Source organism: Solwaraspora sp. WMMA2059, from assembly GCF_027497315.1.
Lineage (GTDB): Bacteria > Actinomycetota > Actinomycetes > Mycobacteriales > Micromonosporaceae > Micromonospora_E.
Genome location: NZ_CP114908.1, coordinates 2,870,563 through 2,886,577, shown reverse-complemented (window position 1 = coordinate 2,886,577; position 16,015 = coordinate 2,870,563). Strand labels below are relative to the sequence as shown.

The 16,015-nt window shown below is 71.5% G+C and carries 12 protein-coding genes; 4 read left to right on the top strand and 8 right to left on the bottom strand.

What is annotated here, in order from left to right:
* Positions 1–10 precede the first annotated feature (10 nt).
* Positions 11–1,708 carry a S8 family serine peptidase gene (locus O7553_RS13305; protein ID WP_281555102.1) on the bottom strand — a complete coding sequence of 566 codons (1,698 nt, stop codon included), beginning with the start codon at positions 1,706–1,708 and terminating at the stop codon, positions 11–13.
* Between the two features lie 301 nt (positions 1,709–2,009).
* On the opposite strand from O7553_RS13305, the gene O7553_RS13300 reads away from it, so the two are divergent.
* Positions 2,010–3,125, top strand: a complete 1,116-nt coding sequence (locus tag O7553_RS13300; protein ID WP_281555101.1) for a hypothetical protein — start codon at positions 2,010–2,012, stop codon at positions 3,123–3,125.
* A gap of 66 nt (positions 3,126–3,191) precedes the next feature.
* Here O7553_RS13300 and O7553_RS13295 read toward each other — a convergent pair whose 3' ends face one another.
* The 6 genes from O7553_RS13295 to O7553_RS13270 all read right to left on the bottom strand — a co-directional run bounded on the left by O7553_RS13295 (position 3,192) and on the right by O7553_RS13270 (position 10,805).
* A complete protein-coding gene (locus tag O7553_RS13295; protein ID WP_281555100.1) occupies positions 3,192–3,986 on the bottom strand; it encodes a siderophore-interacting protein in 795 nt (264 codons plus the stop codon).
* Positions 3,987–4,216: 230 nt separating this feature from the next.
* The gene (locus tag O7553_RS13290; protein WP_281555099.1) at positions 4,217–5,905 is read right to left on the bottom strand and encodes an amidase; all 1,689 of its coding nucleotides are present in this window, start codon (positions 5,903–5,905) and stop codon (positions 4,217–4,219) included.
* Between the two features lie 14 nt (positions 5,906–5,919).
* Positions 5,920–6,225, bottom strand: coding sequence for a hypothetical protein (locus tag O7553_RS13285; protein ID WP_281555098.1), 306 nt, complete (start codon positions 6,223–6,225; stop codon positions 5,920–5,922).
* A 111-nt stretch (positions 6,226–6,336) separates the two neighbouring features.
* Entirely contained in the window at positions 6,337–7,509 is a 1,173-nt protein-coding gene (locus O7553_RS13280) for a hypothetical protein (protein ID WP_281555097.1), read from the bottom strand.
* Complete coding sequence (locus O7553_RS13275; RefSeq protein ID WP_281555096.1) at positions 7,502–8,059, bottom strand: SigE family RNA polymerase sigma factor; 558 nt, start codon at positions 8,057–8,059, stop codon at positions 7,502–7,504. The genes O7553_RS13280 and O7553_RS13275 overlap by 8 nt, the downstream gene beginning before the upstream one ends.
* A 55-nt stretch (positions 8,060–8,114) precedes the next feature.
* Complete coding sequence (locus tag O7553_RS13270; protein WP_281555594.1) at positions 8,115–10,805, bottom strand: hypothetical protein; 2,691 nt, start codon at positions 10,803–10,805, stop codon at positions 8,115–8,117.
* A gap of 283 nt (positions 10,806–11,088) precedes the next feature.
* Here O7553_RS13270 and O7553_RS13265 point away from each other — a divergent pair, with 283 nt between their 5' ends.
* Genes O7553_RS13265 through O7553_RS13255 form a run of 3 tightly spaced genes read left to right on the top strand, consistent with a single transcriptional unit; the run spans position 11,089 to position 14,831 of the window.
* Positions 11,089–12,195, top strand: a complete 1,107-nt coding sequence (locus tag O7553_RS13265) for an LCP family protein (RefSeq protein WP_281555095.1) — start codon at positions 11,089–11,091, stop codon at positions 12,193–12,195.
* Between the two features lie 56 nt (positions 12,196–12,251).
* A complete protein-coding gene (locus tag O7553_RS13260; RefSeq protein WP_281555094.1) occupies positions 12,252–13,694 on the top strand; it encodes a sugar transferase in 1,443 nt (480 codons plus the stop codon).
* A 45-nt stretch (positions 13,695–13,739) separates the two neighbouring features.
* Positions 13,740–14,831, top strand: coding sequence for a glycosyltransferase (locus O7553_RS13255; protein ID WP_281555093.1), 1,092 nt, complete (start codon positions 13,740–13,742; stop codon positions 14,829–14,831).
* Between the two features lie 19 nt (positions 14,832–14,850).
* Here O7553_RS13255 and O7553_RS13250 read toward each other — a convergent pair whose 3' ends face one another.
* Positions 14,851–15,906, bottom strand: coding sequence for a hypothetical protein (locus tag O7553_RS13250; protein WP_281555092.1), 1,056 nt, complete (start codon positions 15,904–15,906; stop codon positions 14,851–14,853).
* Positions 15,907–16,015: the final 109 nt, after the last annotated feature.

The following is a 16,015-nucleotide window of genomic DNA, read 5'->3' as shown; positions in this document are numbered from 1 at the left end:
GGCGGTGTCCTCAGTGGTGGTGGTGCAGTGGCCGGGTGACCGCGGCGAAGGCGTCGACGATGCCGTGGCCGTAGAAGCCGTTGAAGCTGGTGCTGCCGTCGCAGTAGGCGTCCCATTCGGGGGACCGGCCCTCATTGGCGTAGGAGACCAGGCGCGGCTCGGGGCAGGCCGTGTCGGCCGCGGTCCGGTACAGGTGCCGTTCCACCTTGTCCGGGTCCAGGGTCAGCCCGCCCCGGTGGCCGTCGCGCTTGCCGTACCGGCTGACGATCAGCGCGGCCACCCCGGAGACGTGCGGCGACGCCATCGAGGTGCCCTGCAGGTACGTGTAGTAGCCGCACACCCCGGCCGACGTGCACTCCTTGAACACGTACGACTCGGCGTCCGGCACGATGTTGCCGTCGGCGTCGACCGCGCCCTCTTCCTGCAGCACGTGCAGCGGGTACGACGACAGGATGGTGTTGTCGTAGGTCCGGTGGGTCGGCGTGCCGTAGCCGTCGCGGAACCAGCCACCGGGCGCGGCGACCGAGATCTCCTCAGTGCCGTAGTTGGAGTAGTCCGCCTTGGCCTTTGACGGGCCGAGCGCCGACACACCGATCACGTGCGCGCCTTCGACCGGCAGGTCCCAGCAGGTGTCGTTGTCGATGGTGCGCAGCCGGGGGGTGCCGCCGTAGTTGGGGCTGGATGAGTCCGGGCGGGGGTCGCCCAGGTCCTCGTGGTTGTTGCCGAGCGAGCCGACCAGGGTGACGCCCCGCTTGTGCGCGTACCGCAGTGCCCGGTTGACCGCCTCGATGGTGGCTCGCTGCGACGCCTGCTCCTCGGCGGAGTCGGCCGGGTTGTCCAGGCAGTTGTACAGCCACGGGTCGATGTAGAACGACATGTTGACCACGTCGATGCCGGCGTCACCGGCGTAGACCAGGGCGTTGACCACCGAGTCGAGGAAGAAGTAGCCGGAGTCCTGGCCGCCCTTGAGTGCCACCAGCGTGACGTTGGGGGCGACGCCGGACAGGCCGAAGCGGTTGGCGGCGGCGCCGATGGTGCCGGCGACGTGGGTGCCGTGGCCGCTGTCGTCCCGATCGACCGGGTCCAGGCAGGACTCCACCTCACACGGGCCGTCGATGTCGGGGATGTCGGGGGCGAAGTTGCGCGACAGCGAGTAGCTGAAGTTGGGCTTGAGGTCCGGGTGCTGCCCGTCGACGCCGGTGTCCAGGATGCCGACGGTGACCCGCCGGTCGCCCGGCTCGACCCGGCGTGACTTGTCCGCCCGCATCATCGGCAGGCCCCACAGCTTGTCGTCCAGCGGGTCCATCCGGGTGCCGCGCCGCCCGGCCGCCCCGGCGGATGCCGCGCCGGCGATGCGGTGCTCCTGCTCCACCGCGTCGAAGCGCTGGCGTGGCGCGTACCCGATGGCCCGCTTCTCTGCGGCGCCGAGCAGCGCGGGAGCGGCGGCGACCTTGGCGGCGAACTCGGCGTCGTCGGTGACGACCTGGTACATGCCCACGTCGGCGGTGCTGCCGGTGACGGTGCCGCCGGCAGTCTCGATGGCCGCCATCGCCTCGGCGGCGCCGGTGCCGGCCTCAGCGACCACCGTGTACTCGGTGACGTCACCTGCGGCGTCGGGGGCGGCGGCGGCCGGTCTGGCCGGTACGGCGCCCAGCAGGGCCAGCGCGGTCGCGGTCGCGACGGCGCCGGCGGTGAAGCGTCTGCTCACCACATCATCCCTTTCTTGGAGTGTGCCGGTTTCACAATGCAGTTGGACGGCGACTCTTCGCGGTCCTGGGAGGTACTGTACCGCCGGTTGATCTCGAGGCGGACCGCCAGTTCGGTCCGGAGTGCTCTGCCGGATCCTCGCTGGACACCCAGGGGGGAGGTGCGCCGCCACGCCTTTGCAGTCTACAGTGGCTCGAACAAACTGCTTGTCCTGACCCTGGCGGCTCGGCTCGCGGCCGCGGATCCTGATCGAGGAGTCGACAAGGGGCGCGGCGTTCGGGGCCGCCGGAGCCACACTGTTCGTGGCGATTCTGATGGTGATGTTCGGCCGCGACCCGGCCTGGCACATGGCACCGGCCGGCTACCTGATCGCGGTGCCGGCCGGCGCGGTCATGCTGCTGATGCAGGGCCAGGTCATGACGGACACGACGCAGGGGGACCGGCCGTCCGGGGTGCTGCGCAACGACCGCAGGGCCGCACTGGTGAGCATGGCGTTCAGCCCGATCGTGACCGGCGTGCTCGCCGGGCTCGTGCTCAAGCTCGTGGTCAGACCCGCCGACAATCCGCCCGTAATGGCCACGGCCTTCACGCTCGGCGTCGGTGCGGCGATCGTGCGAGGTGCCCGAGCGGCCTGGCTGCACTTCACGATCGCACGTATCTGGCTGGCTGCGCGCAGCCCGCTGCCGTGGCAACTGACACGTTTCCTCGATCAGGCGTACGAGTCACGACACAAGGGACTGCGTCGGGTGGGCGGTGTGTACGAGTTTCGGCACCGGTTGCTGCGGGAGCGTCTGGCCCACCGCTGGGAGAACGAGCATCCCGAGCCCGTACGCCGTGACGGGCGCCGTCGATGGTGGGTGGCCATGACGGCCGGCTGCGCCCTGGTGGTGACCGCGGGCGCGGTCGGAGCCACCGCCGGTCCGACCCGGACCACGCCCACCGTCGCGTGTGACGCGGTGGCCGCCCACCGGCCGGTCGAAGCCCCCGTGCCGGTCGCGCTGCACCGCACCGGCTGTGTCCTGCGAGCGACGACGGACGTGATCACCAACTATCGCGACAAGATCGACGCCGACACCGGCGAGCCTGGCCATGGCAGCACCGGGCGGCTGGTCGGCCCGGTCCGCGATGGTGGCCTGGCCGACCTCATCGTCGAGTGCCACCGGATCCGCAGCGCGTCGGACACGCCCTCGTTCGCGCTCGTGCGGGCTGGCCGGCCGGGCGGCTACCAGGCGTGCCGGACGTTTCAGCAGCGACCGGGCCGGTTGGTGGCCACGATCTGGCACAGCGAGATCCGCCGCGGCGACCAGCTGTGCGTGCTGACCGACGAGCGGCGTACCGCGCTGATCCAGGTCGTCGAACCGCCGACTCCGCCCCGACCCCGGATGGTGGTCGACGTCACGGTCTGGGCGGACCGGTGAGGCCCGGGTGACCTACCTCTGCGGGCACCGCGGGTGGCCTCGTCGTCGCGCCGGAGCAGCGCCGGTTCAGTGCGTCTTGCCGAGTCGCCAGTAGCCGGTGAAGCTGATCCGGCGCTTCGGGACACCGATTTCCACCAGATGACGGCGGGCCCCGGCGGGCAGGGCCTGTTCGCCGGCGAAGTAGGCGGACACGGTGGTCGGACTGTCGGTCGTCCAGGCCTGCACCGCGGCGAGCGCGAGGCTGCCCGGCCGGGCCTCGGCCGGGCGGGGCAACCAACGGACCTCGAACCCGGCGGGCGCGTCGACCGGCTGGGTGTCAGCGGGGTCGGGGATCTCGACCACGGCCAGACCGGTGGCGTCGCGTGGTAGATCCCGCAGGATGCCGACGATCGCCGGCAGCGCGGTCTCGTCGCCGGCCAGCAGGTGGAACGTGGTGTCGGGGGCGAATTCGTAGCCGCGGCCCTGGTCGAGCAGAGCGACCGTGTCACCGGCCCTGGTGCGTTGCACCCACCGGCTGGCGACCCCTTCGTCGCCGTGTACGACGAAGTCGATGTCGAGTTCGCGGGCCTGCGGCCGGAACGCGCGGACCGTGTAGTTGCGCAGGTGTGGGCGGGTCGCCGACGGGATCCGCAGGTACTTCAGGTAGCCGATGGTGTCGGCCCGGTTGGGCAGGTCGAAGGTGGTCTCACCGTGTTCCTGCGGCAGGAAAAGCCGGAACCAGTGGTCGAAGCCGTGGTCGGGCAGGCGCTGCAACTGGTCGCCGCCGAGGGTGACCCGGATGAAGTTCGGGCTGATCCGTTCGGTGCCGACGACGTTCACCACACACAGCGTGGTGTGCTTCTTGGCGTCCTTGAAGCTCATCGCTCTCCATAAGTCGCGCGGGAGCGCGCCCGGCCGAGCGGCAGCGGCCGGTGCAGCTGGCGTGGCCACGGACTCCCGGAGTGGTCAGGTTTGGCTAACCTTAGTTGGTGGTGCTGGTGTCCGGAAGGCCGACCCGCAGCGAGCGTCGGGGCACCGTGTTCCGCCGGGTGGCGAACTGCGGGCCGCCCACCCACCGGGTGAACGGCCCGCACCACGCCGAAGCGCGTCGGTCACTGGGTGAGCTCGGCGACCTCCTCGGCGGTCATCCGACCCCGCGACGGCGTCGCCGCCGTGGACCGGGCGGCGCTGGCCGCCCCGGCCGGTGCCGGGGCGACCGCCGGTGGGTCGGCCGGTCGCCGCCAGTGCCAGTCGGTGACCGCCTGGTACGCGGCGGCCACCGACAGCAGACGGTCCTCGGCGTACGGCTGCCCGCCGAGGATGGTGCCGATCGGCACCCCGCCACCGGAGAAGCCGATCGGGAACGCGATCTCCGGCAGCCCGACGATGTCGAACGGCACCGGGCTGGTCTGCACCACCACGTCGCAGCTGCTGAAGATCTGGTCCAGGATTCGGTCCAGCAGCAGCAGCTTGGCGCGCTGGCCGGTGACCCAGCCGTTGGCGCCCAGCAGCGCACCCTGCAGCCAACTGGTCACCGACACCCCGAAGCCACGCAGGTCGGTGCGCAGGTACGGCATGAACGGCTCGCTGCGCTCCGGCAGCCGTACGTTGTTGAACGCGCCTCCGGTGAGCAGGCTCCACTCGTCCGGCAACGGCACCTCAACCAGCTCGCACTCCGGGATGGCGGCCATCTCGGCGAGGAACGCGCGGCGGGCGGCCGCCGTCTCCGAGCTGCCGTCGGCGTAGCCAGGCAGCACCCCGATCCGGGTCTTCCACCGCATCCGAAGGTTGTCGCCGTCGTAGCGGGGCGTCGCCGCGTTGATCAGGTTCGGCACCGGCGGCAGGCCCTGGCTGCGCGGGTCGGCCGGGTCCGGCCCGGCCATCGCCATCAGCATGATCGCCGCGTCCTTGGCATCCCGGGCGAGCGGGCCGGGGTGGTCACGGGTGTAGGTGAGCGGGACGATCCCGGCCAGCGACACCCGGCCCATCGTCGGTTTGATGCCGGTGAGGTTCTGGGCGTTGGACGGCGAGGTGATCGAGCCACCGGTCTGGGTGCCGATCCCCGAGCTCGCCAGCCGGCCGGCGACGGCGGTCGCGGTGCCGGTCGACGATCCGCCCGGGTTGGTCGACGGGTTCGTCGGCGTCCAGGCGTTGACGGTGGTGACCTGACCATTGGGCAGGGTCGCCCGGGTGGTGGCCAGCGGACCCATCTGGGTCTTGCCGAGCACGATGCCGCCCTGCACGACCAGCTTGGCGACCGAGGTGGCGTCGTACGGTGGGACGAAGTCCTGGAACAGGTACGAGTTCGCGGTGGTGGGCACGCCCTCGGTGAAGTAGTTGTCCTTGATGGCCAGCGGGATGCCGTGCAACGGCCCCCGGTGCGGTCGGTTGGCCCACTGCCGGGCGGCCTTGACCGCCGCCTCCGCGAGCACCACGTTGAACGCCTGGTACGTCGAGTCGTACGCGGTGATCCGGTCCAGATAGGCCTGCACCAGCTCGACCGGCACGATCTTGTTGTGCCGGATCATCCAGGCGGCTTCCGAGATGGTCCATTCGGTCGGGTCGGACATGGCCGACTCGCGTGGTTTGTTGTACGCGGCCCCCCGGTCCAGCTCCGGGTTGAATTTCACGGCCGGGGCGCTGGTGCCGCTCGGCGCGGCCGAGGCGAGCCCGGCCAGGCCGGGCAGCGCCACGGTGCCGACGGTGGCGGTGGCGGCAAGCGCGGCGGTGCGGGCCAGGAACGCGCGGCGGTCGAGGAGCCGGTCGAGCGGCAGTTGTACGTCTGTGGATGAGTCTGTCATGGCGTCCTCTGTTGTCATCGGGGCTTGCGCCATTCGGTGCTGATCGACGGGTAGAGGACCGGTGCGGGCTGCTGGGACAGCGCCATGGCGGTCGCCGGGTCGTCGGCGTCCGGGGTCGGCATCTGGTACGCGGCGAGGGTCGGCACCGTACTGCGCATGAAGGACCGCAGCGAGGCGAGGACCGAGTCGCGGCCGGGAGAGCCGGTGACCGGGTCGGCGGTGGTGCCGGCCGGCAGCTGGTCGAGGTCGATGCCGAGCGAGGCGAGTTGGGCGACGATGAACGTGTTCAACTCGTCGTCGGTCGGAGGGGTGGGGGCCATGGAACCTCCTGGCGGTGAAGCGGTGGCCACAATCTCCGGCCGGTTGATGTCGGCACCGTGACGCAGCTGTCACGTGATCATGAATCCGTGCAGCTCAGGCCAGGTGGCAGGTCATTGGGTCGGCCGTGGTACGGATCGCCAGCTGATTCCGTCGACGGTGACCGAGCCGGGCGCGCCGGGCTGCCCGGCGGAGACCCACAGCAGCCCCGGCAGGGCACCGAGCTCGCCGTACGGGCCGGCGGTGCCGGCCGTGAAGGTCGTGCCGTCGTCGTCGCTGGTCCACGTCGGCGCCGTGTGCCGGCCGATGCCGCCCACCAGCAGCCGGCCGTCGTCGCCGACGGTGAGCGCGCTCTGGCCCAGCCGGGGCAGCGGGGCGGCCAGGTCCTGCCAGCTGCGTGCACCGTCGGTGGTACGCCACAGCACCGGCCGGGCGGCCGACGAGCCGGTCCCGCCCGCGTCGATCGGGTCGAACAGGACGAACGCCTGCCGGGCGTCGCGGGCCGCGAGGCCGGCGACCAGGGCGCCGGCCGGTCCGGCGGTGGTCCGCCAGCTGGCGCCTCGGTCGGTGCTGACCGCGGTCACGGTGCCCGGCCCGGTTCCGGCCTGCCCGGCGGTCCAGATCGCCCCGTCTGGGGCCACGTACACCCGCCCGCCGACCGTGGGCGGGTCGGCCAGCCGGTACACCGTGCCGTCGACCGGGTCGACCGCGACCGGCGGGCGCAGGTCGGCGCAGGGGGTCAGACAGTCGACCGGCTGCGCTCCGGGTGGGAACGCGGTGACGGTGCGGGTCGTCGCGGTGGCGTCCCGCCAGGTCCGGCCGGCGTCGATGGACACGTGATCGGTGACGCCGACGCCGACCAGGAAGACGTCCGGGGTGAGGCTGAACGCCACCGCCCGGGACACCGGGTGGCTGGCCGCGTCGTGCAGGCAGTCCGCCGTGGTGTCCGGTCCGTTCAGCGGCAGCCACGTCGATCCGGCGTCGTCACTGCGAGTGAACCGGAACCGGCAGTCGTCGCCGGGGCCGTCGACACCCACCACGGTCCGGTCGTCCCACACGGTGATCCGCAGCGGGCCGGACGGCACAGGGCTGTCGGACCGGTGGCGGCCCACCGTCGCGGCCAGGCCCGGCGCGACCAGCGCCACCAGCAGCAGGCCGAGCGCGGCGGCGACGATCATGGTCCGCCGCCGGCGTCGGGCCCGCGCCCGGAGCCGGTCCAGCGCCGGCTGGATCACCGCTTCGCTGATTCGCTCCCGGTCGAAAATGGTCAGCCGCAGGTCAGGCATGGCTGCTCCGGGTGTGACTGGTCGACGTGTCGACGAGCAGGCCGGCGAGGGCCGTCCGGCCCCGGGATAGTCGGGACTTGACGGTGCCTTCAGTCACGCCGAGCGCGTCGGCGACCTCGGCGACCGGCAGGTCGGCCAGGTAGTGCAGGGCGATCGCGTGTCGTTGACCAGCCGGCAGTTGGCGTAGCGCCCGCATCAGCGCGACGTGCTCGGCCGAGCTGTCGGCGATCAACCGTTCAGTGTCGACCGGGGCGGCCAGCCGGGGCAGCAGCCGGGCGAGAACGGCCCGGCGGCGGTGCCGGCTGCGGGCGACGTTGACCGCCACCCGGCGTAGCCACGCCTCCGGGTTGTCCAGCTCCGCGAAGCGGTGCGGAGCGAGCAGGGCGCGGACGAACGCCTCCTGCACTGTCTCCTGTGCCTCGCCCAGGTCGCCGGTGACGGCGTACAGCTGCACGACGAGCCGCCGGTAGCTGCCGGCGTACACCTGGCCGATGACGTCGTCAGGGCGCGCCGGGCCGCCGCCGTCGGCGTCCGGCGGGGATTCTCCCATGCAGTGCCCGACTCCCCGGCGGTCCGGAAGGTTCCATTGGTCGCCCGGTGGGCGGTCAGCCGGTGTCACCGCTCGGGGCCGCCGGTGCCGGATGGCAGCCGGGCGGGTCCTCCGGCTGCGCCCGGCCGCAGTAGAAGACCTCATGCGGTTCCCGGTCGACCTGCGGCACGCTGGCCACGTACATCAGCGACAGTCGCTTCTCCACCGGCTCGCCGGTGTCGGCCGAGAACCGGGTCGGCCCGGTCACCCCCGGGTACGCCGCCGCGGCATTCTGCCGCAGTACCTCGGTGAAGACCGCGACCGGGCTGACCGCCCGCGCGTCCCACGGCCGGGAGCCGACGTTCAGCCGGGCCGCGAGCTGCTCCACCGCCGCGATCAGCATCATCGTCGCGTCGTAGGCCAGCGCCACCCGTTCGCCGACCGGCGGACCGGAGCCGTCCACGCACCGCCGCTCGCCGAGCAGGTCGTCGCGGCGGATCAGGTCGAGGAACCGGCGGCGTGACTCGTCGGCGACCGCGTCGGCCACCAGCCTGGTGCACATCGCCAACGCGGCCTTCGACACGTACGTCACCGGCAGGTTGCCCGGCGCGTTCGCCCGCAGCTGGTGATTGGCCAGGTACCGGTTGACCGAGTCGTCGGCCACCAGGTGCAGCGGGGGATTGTTCCGGCAGCCCCGTAGCGCCTCCAGGAACTCGTCGAACTCCGAGTACCGGCCGGCGAAGAAGAGCAAACCGGGGTAGCCGCATTCGTGACCGAGCGAGTCGCCGACCCGGAACGGCCGCGCGGTGGCCTGCTCGCCGAGCCGGTCGGTCAGGCCGGTGACCAGCGTGTTGACGTACAGGTCGTCGGCGAGTGGGCTGTTGTCGCCGGTGGTGTAGTAGATGTGCGCCTCGGACAGGTCGAGCACCCGGGTGGCGTACGCCGACACCAGCTCGGCCTGGTCGGCGTTGGGCGGGACCATCTGCAGGTACAGCCGCGAGTTGCGGTGCAGCCCGTCGGCGGACAGCGTCGGAGCGACCGCCGGCAGCCCCACCTCGTTGAGTCGCCGCAGCGCCCGTGCCGTGGTGGTGCGGCTCTCCACCAGGCCGACCACGCCGACCACCGTCGGATCCCGGCGGGCCAGCCCGGCCAGCAGCTCCACCGTCCGCTCCGCGTGTCGCATCTGCTTGCCACCGTTGGCCACCACGATGCGCAGCAGCGCTTGGCCGTCGGTGCTCGCCGACGCCTTCATCCGGGCATACTGGGCGACCGCCATCCCTTCCAGCTCTTCGCGTTCGGAGACGTAGGAAACCTCCCGGGGACCGGTCCGCTGGCCGGTCATGATGCCCAGATAGACCAGCGTCATCAGCGGGCGTCGGCGCTGGCTGCTCCGCCAGACCTGCATGACCTCCTCGTTCTGCCGGAAAATGCGTTCCTGTACCCCGCGCAGCGCCTCCTGGCCCGGGTCGTGGTTGAACACGTACGCCGGATTGTCGCTGTAGCCGATGCACTCCCCGTCGATCAGTCGCAGCGAGATCTCGCCCTGCCCCGGGTGCGGCAGACAACCGGGACCCCACCGCCCGCCGGCCCAGAACAGCCCACCGGCGAGCAGGGCCAGGACCACGGCGGCGGCGACGGTACGCCGGGCCCACCACGGTGGCGCGGGCGGTGCCAGATCGGTGGCGGTCGGGTGTCCGTACCGGTCGTCGGGGTCGGCGGTCGCCGCCAGCGGCAGCATCCACGCGTCGGCGCGGCGCAGCCGCCGCTGCTCCGGCAGGGCCTCGCGCCACTCGTCGAGTCCGATGTCCACCTCGGTCAGCCGGATCGGGGTCGCGGCACCGGGTACCGGTGTGTAGCCTTCGGCCGCGGTGGCCAGGATCAGCAGGGGGTCCCACCGGCCGGTCTCGTTGCGGACATCGTTGACCAGCCGCAGCAGGGCGTGCCCGGCGTTGTCCGGGGCGACGTCGCGCAGCAGCAGCACCGGGTAGGCGGTGCGCTGCCAGCCGTTCGGTGACCAGACGCGGCGCAGGTGTCCGGCGCGCAGGTCCTCCAGGAAGGCGTGCACCAGCAGCTTGCGCACCTGCCCGGGCTGTTCCCCGGTACGCAGGTCGGTGGTGAGTCGTTCGGCGAAGCCGACGAAGGTGCCGCTCTGTCGTGGCGCGAGGTACTGCTGGCGCATGAACCAGCGGTACCGGCCGCCGATCACCGGTAGCCGCCCGGACAACGCGGCCCGGAAGACCACGTCCGGGACCGCCCGCAGGACCAGCCAGAGCAGCAGCCGGTACGCGGTGGCGAACATGGTCTCGGCGTCCGAGGCGCCGCTCAGGTTCTCGGTGGCGGGCCGGCGGCGCCAGTCGCGCAGCATCTGGGTGAGCCGGGCCCGGCGTTCGGAGACCTCGACGTCGGCCAGCCGCTGGTCCATCAGCCAACGGGCCAGCGGATAGTGGCGGAAGGTGAACGGCTCACCGCCGAACGCGTCGAGAGCGAGCTGGTGGTGCATCGCGTCGAGTATCGGGCGGATCCCGGCTGCGTCGGGGAATTCGGCGGCGTCGACGTCGACGTGCGGCACCCGACGGCGGGCCGGCCGGCGCAGCCGGCGCAGCACCCCGGCGTGCACCTCGGACCCGGCGGCGCCAACGGCCACGACGACCGGCAGGTCGTGCTCGCCGCGCCGGGGCCGGCGCAGCAGCCGGCCGACGAGGGTCAGCAACTCGGCCACGCCCCGGGAGACGAGCCGGTCACGTGCCCGGTCAGCACCGGCCTCCATGGTCACCTCGGCACTCCGATCCTGCAGTTAAGCGGACGGTCCATCCAGTGTCGGTCAGGCTGCCACCCGCCGATTCTGCGGACCGGACGATTAGGGCAGAATGCCCGGCGGTCTGACGGGAATCTGTCAGGTCCGCCGGCCAGTTAGGAACGATGATCCGCTGTCCCGGGCCGCGCCCGGTAGGAAGGTGAATGCGGATAAGACCGGCGTGGATGATTAAGGTGGATCTTCGACTGTCCCGGGCGGACATCATCCGGAAATCTCCGCCAGTACTATCACTGACATGTCACGTCGAGAACAGCTCGCGGACCCGACGGCCGCCCAGGAACTGGGCGGGGTGGCCGACGGGGTGCGGCCGGGGACGCAGGATCCCGGATCGGTAGTGGACTCCGCCGCCGCGCCACCGCGTCGCCGTCGCCGCGGGTTGCGGGTCGTTCTGACGGTGCTCGTGGTCCTGGCGCTACTCGGTGGCGGTGGGCTGCTCGCCGGTGGGCTCTACCTGCGGTCGATCGAGTCCGGGATCGAGCGGGTGGAGGCGTTCGTGGACGTGCCGGAGGAGTTCCGGCCGGAAAAGGTGACCACCGCCACGAACATTCTCATCCTCGGCAGCGATACCCGGGACCCGCAGAGCACGTCGGGCTCCCGCAGCGACACGATCATCCTGGCGCACATCGCGGCGGACCGGCAGAGTGCCCAGTTGATCTCCATTCCCCGGGACACCTGGGTCTTCGTGCCGGAAAACCAGGAAGGAACACGCGGTGGACGGGAAGCGAAGATCAACGCCGCGTACGCCTGGGGTGGTATTCCACTAATGGTGCAGACCGTCGAGGAGTTCACCGGAGTGCGGGTGGACAACGTCGCCCTGGTGGACTTCGCCGGATTCCGGGAGATCGTCGACGCGCTCGGCGGGGTCGAGATCGACGTCGAGGAGGCGTTCACCTCCAACCATTCCCTCAACCCTGACAACCGACGGTCGTTCGCCGCCGGCCCTCAGACGATGGACGGCGCGGCGGCCCTCGACTACGCCCGCGAGCGGTACGCCTTCGCCGATGGTGACTTCGCCCGGATCCGCCACCAGCAGCAGGTCATCAAGGCCATCCTGGAGAAGGCGGCATCCGGTGGGGTGCTGTCCAGCCCGGCCACGCTGAACTCGTTCGTCCGGGCCACCGCCGACGCGGTGGCGGTCGACGAGACGTTGTCCCTGATCGACTTCGGCATGGATCTGCGACACCTGCGCGGCGACGACCTCACCTTTGTCACCAGCCCGACCGAGGGCACCGGGCGGGTCGGTGACGAGAGCGTGGTGTTCGCCGACACCGAGGCGGCCGACTCCTTCTACGACGCGGTCCGTCGCGACGCGGTCGACGAGATTCTCGCCGCGGCGCAGTGACCTCCGGTACCGACCACCAGCCCCGAGCCATCGAACCGGGAAGGCATGGCCAAGTCGTGGAAGCCCCGTTGCTGCCGCTGGTGCCCCGGCCACGGCCGGACGAGGGGCCGGACCCGTCGGCTGGCGCCACCGCGGTCCTGCCGTACGCTGGTTCGCGGGCATCGAGCCGCACTCGGCCGCTACGGGCCTGGATGATCGCCGCGCCGGTGGACCTCGCCGCGTTGCTCGCTCCGCTGCTGATCTCCGACCGTTACTGGCGTGGCACCCTGTTCATGGCGGCGTTGACCATCGCAGTCTTCGCGTTCAGCGGGCTCTACCGGGCCAGACGCCATGTCAGCTTCCTCGACGAACTGCCGACACTGTGCGGACGCCTGCTCACCGCGTCCGGCACCGTCGCGATAATCGCCGGGTTGCGGCACGACTCGGTGGAGTACGTGGCCGACCTGATGCGGGGGATCGCCGTGTCGGCCGTGCTGCTGATCATCGGACGCTCGGTCACCCGGGCGGTGGTGGTGTTCGCCCGCCGTCGCCGCTGGGTCGAACACAACGCCCTGATCCTGGGCAGCGGTCCGGTCGCGGCCGAGCTGGCCCGGCTGATGCGCCGCTACCCCAGCTACGGCCTGCGGTTCGCCGGCTGCGTGGACTCGGTCACCCGGCAGACCGACGGCGCGTCGTTGCCGCTGGTCGGGACCTTCGACGACCTCGGCCGGCTGATCGACATGGTCGAGTCCGAGGTGCTCATCATCGCCGATCCGGACTGCCCCGAAGCCGGGCTGATGGATTTGCTGCGCCGACCCGAGTGCGCCAGCCAGGACCTCTGGGCGGTGGCCAGACTGTGGGGGTCGGGATCGTACGGTCGGCAACCCGACCACATCGGCGCGATCCCGCTGGTCCACGTACGGCACATCGCGCTGTCCGGTCCGCGCTGGATGGTCAAACGGGCCTCCGACGTGGCACTCGCCTCGGTGGCGCTGGTCCTGCTCAGCCCGGTGCTCGCCCTGTGCGCAGTGGCGACCTTCATCGACGGCGGCCGGGGGATCTTCTTCCGGCAGGAGCGCATCGGCCAGCACGGCCGGACCTTCAACGTGATCAAGTACCGGTCGCTGCGCCCCGGAACCGACCAGGAGGCCCGGACCACCTGGTCGATCGCCGACGACCGCCGGGTCAGCCTGATCGGACGGTTCATGCGACGTACGTCGCTCGACGAGCTGCCACAGCTGTGGAACATTCTGCGCGGCGACATGACCGTGGTCGGTCCCCGGCCGGAACGTCCGTACTTCGTGGCGAAGTTCTCCGCCGAGCTGCCCGGCTACGCGATGCGTCACCGGGTCCCGGTGGGCCTCACCGGGCTGGCCCAGGTCAGTGGCCTGCGGGGAGACACACCGATCTCCGACCGGGCCCGGTTCGACAACTTCTACATCGAGCACTGGTCACTGTGGCTGGACATCAAGGTGGTGCTGCGTACCGTCGCCGAGGTGCTCCGTGGTCGCGGGCGCTGATCCAGCCGACCGGCGCACCGACGCCCACGAGGGGAGCTCGCCGAGTTGACGACACCACTTGCCGGCCGTTCGGTCGCCCTCGTCCATGAGTGGTTCGGCGAAACCGGCGGGTCGGAGCAGGTGTTCCGGCGGATCGCCGACCTCGTCCCGCACGCCCAACGGTTCGTGTTGTGGTCCGACCCCGGGGTGACCGACCAGGGCCTGCGGGAATCCTGGCTGGCCCGGACACCGCTGCGCCGCAGCAAGACCCTCGCCCTGCCGCTGATGCCGCTGGTGTGGCGGACCCTCAGCCGGGAGCACTTCGACGTGGTTCTGTCGTCCAGCCACGCCTTCGCGCACACCGTACGGCTCGGTGTGCCGGGGCGGACCCGGCATCTGAGCTACGTCCATTCGCCGGCCCGCTACGTGTGGAGTCCCGACCACGACGGCCGCGGCTCCGGCCGGTTGCTCGCCCTGCCCCGGCGCGTCCTGCAGACCGTGGACGTGCGGCTGAGCCGGCACGTGGCCAGCTACGCCGCGAACTCCCGTGAGGTGCGGGACAGGATCCGGCGGTTCTGGCACCGCGACGCGGTGGTCATCCATCCGCCGGTCGACGTCGACTACTTCGCCACGGCACAGCCGGACGACCCCGTCGCGCAACGCGACTACCTGCTCGGGGTGGGGCGCTGGATCCCGTACAAGAACTTCGATCTGATCATCTCGATCGCCGCGGCCGCCCGGATGCCGGTGGTCATTGCCGGCTCCGGGCCTCAGGAGGCCTATCTGCGCCGGCACGCCGATCTGGTCGGCGCCGAAGTGACCTTCGAGGTACGTCCGGACCGGGCCCGGCTGCGGCAGCTCTACCGGGGCGCCCGGGCGCTGCTCTTCCCGGTACACGAGGACTTCGGCATCATCCCGGTCGAGGCCCAGGCCTGCGGTACGCCGGTCCTCGGGCTGCGTCGTGGCGGGCTGCTGGAGACCGTCGTCGACGGTGCTACCGGACACCTCGTCGACTCGACCCGGGCCGACGACTACGTCCCACTGCTGCGTCGGCTCGACCAGCTCGACACCGCCGGTATCGAGGCACATGCCAAGTCGTTCGCGGCGGCTGAGTTCGCCGCGAAACTCGCCGACTGGATCGAAGCCGAGTGTGGTTGACGGCACCGCCGTCAGCCGACTACAGCAGCAGTGAAGTGCGGAGATAGTTCGCGATCATGCGCAGCGGGCTGGCCCCGTCGGCCGGGCCGGTCATCCGTAGCACCAACTGCCGGTCGATCGACCCGTCCTGCCCACCGCGCCAGTAGGCGACCATCACCAGCCCGTGCCGCCGCTCACCGTCGATCTGCAGGGTGCTGATCTCGGCGTACGCGGTCGCGATGCCTGCCTGCAGCCATCGCTGACTCCATGCCTCCTCGGCCTGACGCATTGTCGCCTGCCGATGCGGGGTGCACCGCTGTGGACAGGGTCGGACCACGACCTCGCCACCGACCTCGTCCTGCTGCTGATCGCCGAACGTGCCGCCGCACCGCAGCCGGCGGGTCTGTGGGTCCCGGTCGTCCGGGACGGGAGAGCAGTCCCAGCTCCACGGCACCTTGAGGACCAGACCAACGTCGGCCAGGTCGGTGTAGGTGCGGACCGTGTCCTCCGGGGTGAACCGGGGCCAGTCGGTCCGCCAGGAGCTCGGCGCCGGTGGCTCCAGCCCGGGCTGGTCCGGGGTGGCCGGCGGCGGGGTGGCGCCCGCCCGGCTCGGCGTTGCGCTCGGCCCGGCCACCGGTAGGGAGTCGTCGGAACGGTCCGGCCACCGGATGACGGCGGCGGCGCCGGCGAGCAGGACCGCCACGACCGCCGCCCCGGCCAGCAGCGGGCGCGGAACGCGTCGGCGCGGTGGTCCGGACACGGCGAACCGGGGCACCGGAGGGTAAGCCGGTCGATAGTCCTGGCCGAGGGTGAGGAAGACCCGCTCTGCCCCTTCACCGGGCCCGGCACCGCAGGTGACCCAGGGGATCCGGGCGGTGAAGTTCGCGTAGCGGAAGGTCGGCGCTCCCGCCGTCGGGTCGGCCAGCGCCTCGGCGGCCGAGGAGAAGGCCTCCCGCCACCGTTCGTCGGCGGCCGCGTCGGCGTCGAGTATCGCCACGGTGATCTGCTCGCCGTGGGGTTCCACAGCCGACCAGACGCTGCCCGCCGGACATGATCCCAGCATCTCGACGAGCTGGTACGGATCTACCGGTTGCATTCGGCCTCCCGCCCTGCGCTTTGCCGGGATCATAGCGACTCGGGGTGACTACATGACTGCTATGAGTGAGCAACGCGGTCCGGAGGCTCTGCGGACCGGTCCGCGTGGT

Coding starts and splice junctions, on each gene's coding strand:
- O7553_RS13295 (WP_281555100.1), bottom strand. CDS start 3,986: ATGAGCTTCAAGGACGCCAAGAAGCACACCACGCTGTGTGTGGTGAAC.
- O7553_RS13290 (WP_281555099.1), bottom strand. CDS start 5,905: ATGACAGACTCATCCACAGACGTACAACTGCCGCTCGACCGGCTCCTC.
- O7553_RS13285 (WP_281555098.1), bottom strand. CDS start 6,225: ATGGCCCCCACCCCTCCGACCGACGACGAGTTGAACACGTTCATCGTC.
- O7553_RS13280 (WP_281555097.1), bottom strand. CDS start 7,509: ATGCCTGACCTGCGGCTGACCATTTTCGACCGGGAGCGAATCAGCGAA.
- O7553_RS13275 (WP_281555096.1), bottom strand. CDS start 8,059: ATGGGAGAATCCCCGCCGGACGCCGACGGCGGCGGCCCGGCGCGCCCT.
- O7553_RS13270 (WP_281555594.1), bottom strand. CDS start 10,805: ATGGAGGCCGGTGCTGACCGGGCACGTGACCGGCTCGTCTCCCGGGGC.
- O7553_RS13265 (WP_281555095.1), top strand. CDS start 11,089: ATGTCACGTCGAGAACAGCTCGCGGACCCGACGGCCGCCCAGGAACTG.
- O7553_RS13250 (WP_281555092.1), bottom strand. CDS start 15,906: ATGCAACCGGTAGATCCGTACCAGCTCGTCGAGATGCTGGGATCATGT.